General features: G+C 73.9%; 8 protein-coding genes. 7 read left to right on the forward strand and 1 reads right to left on the reverse strand.

Annotated elements, in window-relative coordinates; genetic code table 11:
• Window positions 1-283 precede the first annotated feature (283 nt).
• The 7 genes from GVV75_RS07870 to GVV75_RS07900 are packed head-to-tail and all read left to right on the forward strand — an operon-like array spanning window position 284 to window position 9398.
• Window positions 284-2452, forward strand: coding sequence for a polysaccharide biosynthesis protein (locus GVV75_RS07870; protein ID WP_159524130.1), 2169 nt, complete (start codon window positions 284-286; stop codon window positions 2450-2452).
• Window positions 2449-3588 (forward strand): glycosyltransferase family 4 protein, encoded by a 1140-nt coding sequence (locus GVV75_RS07875; protein WP_159524131.1) that lies wholly within the window; start codon window positions 2449-2451, stop codon window positions 3586-3588. The genes GVV75_RS07870 and GVV75_RS07875 overlap by 4 nt, the downstream gene beginning before the upstream one ends.
• Window positions 3585-4886 (forward strand): glycosyltransferase family 4 protein, encoded by a 1302-nt coding sequence (locus tag GVV75_RS07880; RefSeq protein WP_159814247.1) that lies wholly within the window; start codon window positions 3585-3587, stop codon window positions 4884-4886. Before GVV75_RS07875 ends, GVV75_RS07880 begins: the two co-directional genes overlap by 4 nt.
• The gene (locus tag GVV75_RS07885) at window positions 4879-6744 is read left to right on the forward strand and encodes a glycosyltransferase (RefSeq protein ID WP_159524133.1); all 1866 of its coding nucleotides are present in this window, start codon (window positions 4879-4881) and stop codon (window positions 6742-6744) included. The genes GVV75_RS07880 and GVV75_RS07885 overlap by 8 nt, the downstream gene beginning before the upstream one ends.
• On the forward strand, window positions 6741-7613 hold the full coding sequence (locus GVV75_RS07890) for an ABC transporter permease (RefSeq protein ID WP_159524134.1): 873 nt from the start codon (window positions 6741-6743) through the stop codon (window positions 7611-7613). Before GVV75_RS07885 ends, GVV75_RS07890 begins: the two co-directional genes overlap by 4 nt.
• On the forward strand, window positions 7597-8637 hold the full coding sequence (locus GVV75_RS07895; protein WP_159524135.1) for an ABC transporter ATP-binding protein: 1041 nt from the start codon (window positions 7597-7599) through the stop codon (window positions 8635-8637). The genes GVV75_RS07890 and GVV75_RS07895 overlap by 17 nt, the downstream gene beginning before the upstream one ends.
• Complete coding sequence (locus tag GVV75_RS07900; RefSeq protein ID WP_159524136.1) at window positions 8634-9398, forward strand: DUF6270 domain-containing protein; 765 nt, start codon at window positions 8634-8636, stop codon at window positions 9396-9398. The genes GVV75_RS07895 and GVV75_RS07900 overlap by 4 nt, the downstream gene beginning before the upstream one ends.
• A gap of 63 nt (window positions 9399-9461) precedes the next feature.
• On the opposite strand, the gene GVV75_RS10475 is transcribed toward GVV75_RS07900, so the two are convergent.
• Window positions 9462-11298 (reverse strand): glycosyltransferase family protein (locus GVV75_RS10475; RefSeq protein ID WP_159814249.1); only part of this gene is annotated, 1837 nt, incomplete at its 5' end.

Here is an 11298-nt window from a genome sequence, read left to right on the forward strand (position 1 = left end):
GAGCAGTCGTGGCACGTGCGGCATTCCAGCCGTCATGCTGTCACGAAAACGCGGTCAGCGCCCTTGGCAGACCAAGGGCCGGCCACCGCGCGGCCGCCCCCCGCAAAGGGAGGAGCCTGTGATCTCCACCGAATCCACTCCACAAGCAGCGCTTATAGGGGATACTGGGGCGACGTCGCCGAAGGCGCCTCAGTGCTGATATAACGGCCGATACAACCCCTGACCTGTTATGCACCGGCTCCGCAGGCGCCGCACCCTTGTCCCTGAACGAAGGACTCTCCCCATGCCTGAGCATGGCGCTGCCTCGACCGAGTTCGGGGCGAGGACGGCTCCGCCGCCCGTGAGGCCCTCATCGCCGCCAACAGGCTCATCGCTCACGAGGGGTGCGTCGGGGCCCGGGTGGCGGGAGCGGGAGATCGGCGGCTCCCGCCTGCACCTGCCCCACGGCGCCACCGCCGCCCTCGACTCCGCGATGTGGGGGCTGGCCGTGATGGTCGTGGCCGCCCTCAGCCTGACCACGGGGATCGACGCCCACCCCGAGGGCATGGGGGTCACGCTGACGGCGCTGCTGGCGATCATCTTCCAGATCGCCGGCTACCTGGCCTTCCTGCGGGGCAGGGCGCGCTTCGCGACCATCGATGAGATCCCCTTCGTCCTGCTGACCGACGTCATCATCGCCGTCGCCCTATCCGCGGCCTCCGGGATGTCCGCGGGCCTCCTCCTGCCGCTGCGCGACTCTGTCCTCTCCGGCGGCGCCGCCCTCACCCTCCACCTGGCCTGCCGGTGGCTCTACCTGCGGGTGGTCGAGGCGCGCCAGCGGCCGGTCGGCAGACGCGCACGGCGCACGATCGTCATGGGCGCCGGGGGCGGCGGCGCCGCGGCGATCAGCCTCATGCAGAATGATCCGTCCTCCCCCTACACGCCCGTCGCCCTGCTCGACGACGACCCCGCCAAGCGGCATCTGCGGCTCTCCGGGGTGCGGGTGCTCGGCCCCTGGCGCGCCCTGGCGCAGGTGGCCCGGGAGACCAGCGCCGATCTCGTCCTGCTGGCGGTGCCCTCGGCCAGGCCGGAGGAGGTCGACGGCGTCGTGGCCCGGGCGCGCGAGCTCGGCCTCGCGATACGGGTCATGCCCGGCACCGAGGAGCTCATGGGCCTGGCGCCCTCCCTCGCGCCCGCGCCGCCGAGCGCCGTCGCCCAGCGGGGCACCGGGATCTTCCGCCCCCTGGAGATCTCGGACCTGCTGGGGCGCCGGGCGATCGACACCGATGTTGACGCCATCGCCTCCTACCTGACCGGCGAGAGAATCCTCGTGACCGGCGCGGGGGGCTCCATCGGGGCGCAGCTGTGCCATGAGATCGCGAGGTACCGACCCGAGCGGCTCATCCTCGTGGACAGGGACGAGTCCGCCCTGCACGCCGTCCAACTGTCCCTCGACGGCGAGGCGATGCTCGACTCCCCCGACCTCATCCTCGGGGACCTGCGCGCCCCCGGCTTCATTAGCGGCCTCTTCGACGAGGCCCGCCCGACGATCGTCTTCCACGCCGCCGCCCTCAAGCACCTCACCCTCACCGAGCGCTTCCCAGAGGAGGCCTTCCTGACCAACGTGGCCGCCACCCGAGATCTCCTCACGGCCGCGACCAGCCATGGCGTGCGCCTGTTCATCAACATCTCCACCGATAAGGCGGCCGATCCCACCAGCGTGCTCGGCCACTCCAAGCGCATCGCCGAACGGCTGACCGCCGCCGTGGGGTTGAGCCTGCCCGCCGATCGGCGCTTCATCTCAGTGCGCTTCGGCAATGTCCTGGGCTCGCGCGGCTCGGTGCTCCACACCTTCGCCTCCCAACTGGAGCGTGGACTGCCCATGACCGTCACGGATCCCCGCATGGAGCGCTTCTTCATGTCCATCAACGAGGCCTGCCAACTGGTCCTCCAGGCCGGGGCGCTGGGGCGCTCCGGCGAGGTCCTAGTCCTGGACATGGGCGAGCCACACAACATCGAGTCCCTGGCCAGGCGCTTCGCCTCCCTCATGGGCGCTGACGAGCCGCGGGTGGCCTACACGAGGGTCCGTCCCGGGGAGAAGATGACGGAGTCGCTGTTCGGCACCGGGGAGGCCGACCGCCGTCCCTGGCACCCGCTCATCTCGCACGTGGATGTCGCGGCGCTCGGGCTGGGACTCCTCCAGGACATCGATGATCTCCGCCTGCGCTCGGAGTGGGGCCCCCAGGGCGAGCTCGTGCGCAGGTGGATGACGGGCACGAGCCGGGCCCCCGCTCCCGGGGCGCCGGTCGCGGGCCCCGGGGTCGCCGCCCCCGCGGACGGCCAGACCGGCGGCCCCGGCGTCAGGTCGGCCACCCGATGGATGCGCGCCCCGGCGAGCAGGCAGCCGACCGCCGCCCCCAGTGGCACTCCGACCGCCAGGGGCGCCGTCGAGCGGGCAGGCGCCCCCACATGATTCAGCAGGCATTCTGGATCCCGCAGCCGCCCGGGGCCTGGGCCTGGGGCACGACCGTTGGCGCCCTCATGGGCCTTTCGGCCGGGGCTGTCCTGACCGCCGCCATCATCCCAGTGCTGCGGAGGGCCGGCGTCATCGATGTCCCCGTTGGCCGCTCCCTCCACGCCGGGCCGGTGCCCCGAGGAGGCGGATGCGCCCTGGTCCTGGCCGCGGTCATCGCCGTCGGGGCGGGCCTGGCCGGCGCCATGGCAGGGGGGCCGATGGTCCGCTCCGGCAGGCTCATCGAGGTGCTGAGCGCGGGGCTCTCCACGATCCTCGCCCTGGCGATCCTGGGGCTCGGCGACGACCTGTACACGCTGCCCATCAAGGGGCGCCTCATCGCCCAGGCGATCCTGGGCGCTGGGCTGGCCCTGCTCACGACGTCGATCACGGGGGCCCCGCTGTGGCTCGTGATCCCACTGGGGGCGGGCGCCGTCGCCATGGTCAACGCCACGAACTTCATGGATGGCGCGAACGGGGTAGCCGCCGGGCACGCCCTGGTGGCCGCGGCGTACTACGCGCATGTGGCCTTGTCGGTGGGGATCCCCGGGCTGGCGCTCGTCATGGCCGGGCTCGGCGGGGCGGTCGCCGGGTTCCTGCCCTTCAACGCGCCCCGCGCCCGGGTCTTCCTGGGTGACTCCGGCTCCTACGCCCTCGGGGCGGCCTGGTCCTTCGGCGCGGCCCTCTGCTTGGCCTCCGGGGTGCCACTGCTCGTCGCCGTGGCCCCGCTGCTCATCCTGGCCACCGACACGGGCCTGACCCTGTGGCGCCGCGCCCGCTCCGGGCAGCGCTGGTACGAGCCACACCGTGAGCACGTCTACCAGCGGCTCGTCGCCGCCGGGTGGCCCCATTGGGCGGTGGCGCTCCTCGTGGGCGCCTGCGCGGCGGCCTGCTCAGCGGTGGCGCTGGCCTCCTGGCAGGGGCCAGGCGGGCGCGTCGCGTGGGCGCCGGGCGTTATCGGGATGCTGGTGGTCCTGGCCTGCTACATGAGCCTGCCCTCGCTCGTGGGCGCGGCTCGCCATGAGCGCCAGGGCTACAGCGGCCAGGGCGGCTCCAGTCCCAGGGGCGGTGTCCCTGAGGATGGTGGGCAGGGATGAGGATCCTCCTGCTCACCCACTACTGGGCGCCGGAGACAGGCGCGCCCCAGAACCGCTGGCAGTGGCTGGCCCGCGGCCTGGTGGAGCGCGGTCATGAGCTCGCCGTGCTCACTCCCGCCCCGCACTACCCGGCTGGCGCGCTGCTCGACTCCTCACCCCGGTTCGCCCCGGGAGCCATCACTCGCGATGAGAGCGGGGCGATGATCCACCGCACGGCTTTCAGGCCCTACGGGGTGGGGATCGGCGGGCGCGGCGCGGATCAGGCGCTCGCCGCGGCGGACGGGGCGCGTCTGGCCCTGGCGCGCTTCGGGGGGAGGCACCGCCCCGACGTCGTCATCGGCTCGGTCCCGGGCCTGCCGACCCTGCCCGCGGCGCTGGCGGTTGGGGGCGCGCTGCGGCGCCCCGTCGTCGCCGAGTTGCGCGACGCCTGGCCGGACATCCTCGACTCGAGCCACCACTGGGCCGGGCCCTCCGGCGGGGCTGGCGCGACAGGCGGTGCCGACGGAGACCCGCGCGGCGTCGGAGCCTGGGCTCCGCGCTCGTTGCGCCACGGCGCCGCCCTCGTCCCCCCGCTCGTCACCGTCCTGGAACGCAGGGCCGACGCCGTCGTGGCCACCACGGAGTCCTTCGCCCAGGCGCTGCGGGAGCGGGGCATGAAGAGGGTGAAGGTCATCCGCAACAGCGCGGCCCCGTCGGACTGGGTGCTGCCCGCTCCCCCACCCCGCCGGGACGGTGATGATGGGCGCCCCGAACTCCGCGTCGTGTACCTGGGAACCGTTGGGCGCAGCCAGGGGCTGGCGGCCGCGGTGGAGGCGGCGGTCCTCGCCGAGCGCCGGGGGGCCCGCCTGCGCCTGCGGATCGTGGGCGAGGGCGCGCGGGCCGCCCACATCCGCGCCACCGCCGAGAGGCTGGGCGCCCCGGTGGAGATGCTGCCGCTGGTCGCCCCCGAGGCGGTGGCCGAGCACTACGCCTGGGCCGACACGGTCCTCGTGAGCCTCCAGGACTGGCCGGCCATGTCCATGACGGTACCCTCCAAGCTCTACGAGGCCCTGGCCACCGGTCGCCATATCAGCGGCGCTGTCGACGGCGAGGCGGCCGACATCATCCGCTCCGCGAGCGCCGGGCTCGTGGTCCCCCCGCAGGATCCCGGGGCGCTGGCCGCCGCCTGGGCGGACCTGGCGGCGGACCGCTCCGGCCTGACCGCTAGCGCCGGGCGGCAGTGGCTCTCCCGCCACGCGCGCCGGCGCGACCAGGTCACCCGCTACGAGGAACTGCTCAACGAGGTCACCCATGGCTGAGCCCCCAGGCCACCGGGCGTGCTTCTGCGCGCTCCCCCCGGCCCCAAGCGCAGCGCCTCCCGCGGCTCTCACCAGGCTGCGCGCCGTCAGCCTCCTGGCCGACACCGCCGCGCGGCACATGGCGGAGGACCCCTTGCTGCTGGCGCTGCAGAGCGCCCGCCGCCTTCCCCACGGGGCGCGCGCGGCGCTGTCCGGGGCGGTGGGCGCGGGCGCGGCCGATGATTCGCCGCGCGCCGCCCTGGCCGCGCTGCTCGCCGATCGTCCGGCGCTGGCGGCGCGGGCCCTCGCCCAGGCCCGCCCGAGCAGCGCCCTGGGCCAGCGCCTGGCGGCTGAGATCGCCCTGGCCGTGGGCCTGACCGATCTCCTGCCCGGCGGGGCCGGGGCCGCCCCGGCGAGGATCCAGGCCCGGGACCTGTGGTCGCGGGGGCATCTGGATGAGGCGATCGGGGCGCTCGATGCCGTCCTGGCCCGCTCCCCCTCCTCCCGGGGCGGGCTCCCCGGACGGAGCCATCACTCGATCCGGGCCGCCCGGGCGCGCCTGTCCGCCGAGCTGGCGACGATGTCCCCGGGCTTCGCGCTGCCCGCCGCCCCCTCCCCCGGTTGGCAGGGGCCACTGCGATCAGCGGCCCCCCGGGTCCTGCACCTGCTGACCAACTCCGTGCCGCACACCCAGTCGGGCTACGCCTTGCGCTCGCACCACCTGCTCCTCGCCCAGCGGCGGGCGGGCGAGGAGCCGCGGGCGGTCACCCGGATCGGATACCCCGTGACCGTGGGCCGCGCGGGGGCGGGCTCGCGCGACGTCGTCGACGGCGTGGAGTACCACCGGCTCCTGCCCTCCCGGCTCGCGCCCACGCCCGCGGCCCGCCTGGCGCAGACGGCGCGGCTCCTGGCCCAGCAGGTGGCCGCCTTCCGCCCCGAAGTGCTGCACACGACGACGAACTACGCCAACGCCCTCGTGGTATCCGCCGTGGCGCGCGGCCATGACCTGCCGTGGGTCTACGAGATGCGCGGGATGCTGGAGTACACCTGGGTGGCCTCCCGGCCCCCCGAGCAGCAGGCTGAGGCCCTGGCCTCCCAGCGATTCGCGCTGCTGCGCGCCAAGGAGGCCGAGATGGCCCGGCAGGCGGACGCCGTCATCGTCCTGTCGGCGCTCCAGCGCGATGACCTCGTGGCCCGGGGCGTGCCCGCCGAGAGGATCACGGTCGTGCCCAACGCCGTGGAGGGGGAGGTCCTGGCCGCCGAGCCCCTCTCCCCCGCCCAGGCGCGCGCCCGCCTGGGCCTGCCGACCGGGGGCTTCTGGGTGGGAAGCGTCTCGTCCTTAGTGGACTACGAGGGATTCGACGTGCTCCTGCGGGCCGTGGCGCTCGCCCGCGCCCAGGGCGTGGACGCGCGCTGCGCGATCGTCGGCGACGGCGTGAGCCGCCCCGGTCTGCTCGCGCTCGCCCAGGACCTGGGCCTGCTGGGCCCGGGGTCGGGGATCTGCGTCCTGCCCGGCCGCGTCCCTGCGGGTCAGGCCCTGGGCTGGTACCAGGCGCTCGACGCCTTCTGCGCGCCCCGGCGGGACACGCCGGTGTGCCGGATGGTCACGCCGCTGAAGCCGCTGACGGCGCAGGCGCTCGGACGCCCGGTGATCGCCTCGGACCTGCCCGCGCTTGTGGAGGTCACCCGGGGCGGCGGGCTCCTCTTCCCCGCGGGCGACGCCGGCGCGCTGGCGGCGCGGATCAGGCTGCTCGCCCAGGCCGGAGCCGATGGCGCCGCGGCCCGAGCGGTCCACATCACGCCGTCGGCTGGGAGTGGCCTGCCCACCTGGGAGGAGAATGGGATGGCAGTACGCGCGATTCATGAGGAGGTGCGATGAGTATCAGTCCTGCGGAGCCCTGGGTCGAGAGGCCGGATTTAGCGGGGCTCAGGCCCGTCGGCAAGCGCCCGCCCCTGCTGGCGTACATCCGCCGCACCTGGCGGCGCCGTCACTTCATCTGGGCCGACGCCCGCGCCCGCGCCCTGGGGACCCAGCGGGGGACCCTCCTGGGCAATATCTGGCTCATCGTCAAGCCGATGCTCGACGCCCTGGTGTTCTTCGTGGTCTTCGGGCTGCTGCTGGAGACCAACCGCGGCATCGACAACTTCGTGGGCTACCTGCTGGTGGGGGTCACGATGTTCCCCACGCTGCAGCGGGCGATCACCGGCGGGGGCCAGGTGATGTTCGCGGGCAGGAACCTCATCCGCTCCTTCTCCTTCCCCAGGGTGGCCCTGCCGATCTCCTTCACGATCCGGGGCGCCCTGGACACGCTGCCACCGTTGGCCGCCCTGCTGATCATCGTCATGATCCTGCCGCCGCACGCCTGGCCCTCATGGCACTGGGTCCTCATCGCGCCGATCTTCGCACTGCAGAGCCTCCTCGCCCTGGGCCTGGCGCTGTTCACCTCCAGGATCACGGCGCAGCTGCCTGACATGCGCAATGTGTGGCCCTTCGTGGCCCAGTTCTGGTACTTCGGCTCCGGGGTGTTCTTCTCCTTCGACAAGATGACGCACCGGCCCGCCGCCAGGCTCGTCGTCGATTGGAACCCCGGTTACAAGCTGCTGGCCATGTACCGCGACGTCATCCTCTACCAGCGCGTGCCGCCGGGGCGCGACTGGGCGGTCATGGGCCTGTGGGCGCTCATCACCGTGGGCGCCGGGTACGTCTTGTTCTGGATGAGGGAGGAGTCCTATGGCGTCGAGCGCTGAGCCCCCCTCTGCCTACGGGGCGCCGTCGGCCGGCCAGCGCGCGGCGGCGCCCGCGACCGTCGTCGTCGACGACCTCCATGTGCGCTACCGGGCGCCCTCGGCTGACGCCTCGGCCATGCGCGCCCTCAGCCCCTCCCGCCGGATCGCGATGAGGGCCCTCGGGCGCCGCCCGCGCGTGGCCGTCGACGCCCTCAAGGGGGTGTCCTTCGTGGCGCGGGCCGGTGAGTCGCTTGGGATCCTGGGGCGCAACGGCTCGGGGAAGTCCACCCTGCTGCGCATCGTTGCGGGCCTGGAGACGCCGCGCTCGGGGAGGGTCCTGGCGCGCTCCACGCCCGTGCTCCTGGGCGTCAACGCGGCCCTCGTGCCGGACCTTCCCGGGGAGCGCAATGTCATCCTCGGCTGCCTGGCCATGGGGATGACGCCGGAGCAGGCCCGCGCCGCCCTGCCGGGGATCGTGGGCCTGGCGGGCATCGGCGAGGCGATCTACCGGCCCATGAGCACCTACTCCTCGGGGATGGCCTCGCGGCTGCGCTTCGCGATCGCGGTGTCGGCCAGCCCGGACATCCTGCTCATCGACGAGGCCCTGTCCACCGGGGACGCCGCGTTCAAGGAGCGCAGTGAGAGCCGGATGGCCGAGCTGCGCGCGAATGCCGGAACGGTCTTCATCGTCAGCCATGCCGCCCAGACCATCGAGGAGATGTGCACGCGCGCGATCTGGCTCATGGACGGCCAGCTCATCGGCGATGGCCCGGGACCGGAGATCGCCCACGACTACCGCTGGTGGTCCTGGAACGTGGCCAAGGGGGAGAGCGCCACCGCGGAGGAGATCCTGGCGCGCTGCCGGCGCAAGTGGGCGCCCCGCGCCTCCTGCGCCCCCGCGAGTCCCGCGGCGCCCGCCCCGGGGAGTGCCGGTAGGATGAGCGGGTCGGCGGCTCCCTGGCCCGCCTCCTCCCCACCATCCCCCCGCGCCGCGCGCCGCCCTGGCCTCTACGCGCCCCGTCACCGTAAGGACGCCCCCCAGTGACCACTCCCGCCCCCGCTAGATCCCTGGCGATCCTCGGATCCTGCGTGGGCAGGGACTCCGCCACGGTGCTCCAGGAGCGCGGCTGGTTGGTGGCCCGCTACGTCGCCAGGCAGTCCATCATCTCCACGGGCAATGTCGTGGATGTCAGCGCGATCGACCCCGGCGCGCTGGAGGGCGCCTTCGCGCGGCGCTGCTTCGCCTCCGACGCCGCTGGCGACGCCGAGGCCCAGCTGGAGGGCCTGGCCGAGTCCACGGACGTGCTGCTGTGGGACCTCACCGATGAGCGCCTCGGCGTCATCGAGGCCTCCCCCGGGCACTGGCTGACCCGCTCCACGGAGGGCCTGACGGCGAGCCTGCGCCTGGGCCGGGACTTCTACGAGCCGCTGGGCGGGCGCCTCATCGAGATGGGCACCGACGAGCATCAGGGGCTCTTCGCCGCCGCCCTGCCGCGCCTCGGGGCGATGCTCGAGCGCGTCGGGCTGCTGGAGCGGACGATCCTCCTCCAGGCGCCCTGGGCGGCCCGCACGGCGCAGGGGCGCTCCACCGTGCGCAGCTGGGGCATGAGCGCCCTGGGGGCGAACTGGGCGATGATCGATTACTACGACAGGGCGCGCGAGCTGGGCACTCATGTGCTCCAGGTGCCCGAGGATCTCGTCGTGGCCGATGACGCCCACCGCTGGGGGGCGGCCCCCTTCCACTACGTCCGCGCCTTCTACGACTGGGTGGCCGACGGCGTCGAGGCCTTCGCGGCGCGCGGCTGAGGGGCCGGCGGGGCGGGCGGGGCGGCCCCGGCCCGCGCCCCCCACGCGCCCGGGGACGGTCCTTCAGGGCATCGCGGTGGCGCCCGGCTCGCCGAAGTGGCTCAGGCGCGATGTCGCCAGGATCTCGGCGTCGTCGATGGCCCACGTGTGATCGGCGGCGGCGCCCCGGCGCTGGACGAAGCCGAACCGGGATGTGGAGTAGATGCTCGCGCCGGCGTCGATGGCGCCGCGCAGCAGCGCGGTGTCCTCACCCTGGCTGGTGTCGGGGAAGCCAACGGATCGCGCGAGGTCGGCCCTGGCCACGATCGTCGGGCCGGAGACGAAGGAGGTGCGCCTGTGCTCCCACTCGGGGAAGCGCAGGACGGTGAGGTCGCCGCCCACCAGGTGCACGTAGTGGGCGTGCTTGCCGACGATCCCGGCGCCCGAGTAGTCGATGGCCGCCAGAGCCTCGGACAGGTAGTGGGGGCCGTAGAGGTCGTCGTCGTCCATCTTGGCGATGAGATCGGCCTCGACCCGTTGGAGCATGGCCGTGTAGTTGGCGCCGAGGCTCGTGCTGGCCGGCGCGCTCATCCACGTGGCCTCCAGGCCGAGCTCGCGGGCGCGGGCGCGGGCATCGGCGTCGGCCTCGAAGCCGTGGGTGAGGATGATCGGGCGAATCTCCACGTCCTCCTGGGCGGCGAGGCCCTCCAGGGCGCCCGCCAGGCGGTGGGGCCGGTTGGTGGAGATGAGGGGCGCCACGGAGGGGGCCCGGCGGCGCCGCTCGGGCATCCCCAGGTCGGCCAGGACCGTGTCCACCCGGTGGGAGTAGGTGTGATGGGCCCAGATCTCGCGCTGGGCGAGGTGCGTCATGCGGTCGCCGAGCTCGGGATTGGCGCAGAGCGCCCGCATGGCGCGCTCGGCGCCGACACGGTCCTGGACGACGGCGAGGCTCCCGGCGGGCAGGAAGGCGCCGGTGGCGGGGCTGGGCATGGTGACGACGGGCGTGCCGCAGGCGGCGATCTCGAAGATGCGCCGCGCCATCATCGAGGGGCTGGTCACCACCGAGTTGACGTTGAGGAAGACCCGGTGGGCGCGGTAGGCGGACAGCATCTGGACGTAGTCAAGGCTGCCGCGCACGGCGGAATCGTGGGGCGCGGGGAACTGGTAGCGGTCGTCGTCCCCCAGGTAGCGCGAGTAGATGACGAGGCCGTGGCCGGTGCGGCGCCCGGCGTCGGTGGCGGCGCCGAGCAGGGTGTCCATCTGCTCGCGGCGCTCGGGGTACTTGTGGGCGAAGTACATGCCGGCGAAGGCGACGCCGCTGCGCTCCACGGGGCGCCCGTCCGGGCCGACCAGGCGGATGGGGTTGTGGATAGAGGGCTGGGCGGCGAAGGGCAGGACGCCGACGCGGTCGTGCCCGAGCTCGGCCCGGTAGCGCGGCACGAGGGTGGAGTCCGTGGTGTAGACGCGGTCGAAGAGGGCGGCCGTGGCGATGGCGTCGTCGTAGTGGGCGGGGTCCTCCTTGTTCCAGAACACCGTGGGGATCCCGGCGGCCCGGGCCGCGGCGATGAGCTCCCGCAGCCCCTGGGAGGGGGCGGAGTCGCCGAGGACCTGGTAGATCCAGGCGTCGTCGTTCCCATGCCAGGCGGACTCCACGAAGATGAGGTCGAGGGGCTGCTCGGCAAGCTGGGCCCGCCAGCCGTGCGGGTCCAGGACCACGGCGTGCCACTCGTAACTAAGGGCGAGGGAGGTGAACTCGTCGGCGATGACACCGACGGTCACGTCGTGCCGGGGCGCAGCGGCCTCGGGGAGATCCCAATCGGGGATTCCCTCCACGCCCCGCGGGACGCCGGGGCGCGCGCGCCGCCGGCTCGCGGTTGGCCGGGCGGCGCGCTGGCGGCGGCGGTGCTCCCTCAGGCCGGCC

Origin of the sequence: Actinomyces sp. zg328 (genome assembly GCF_009829635.1) — a bacterium.
GTDB lineage: Bacteria > Actinomycetota > Actinomycetes > Actinomycetales > Actinomycetaceae > Actinomyces > Actinomyces marmotae.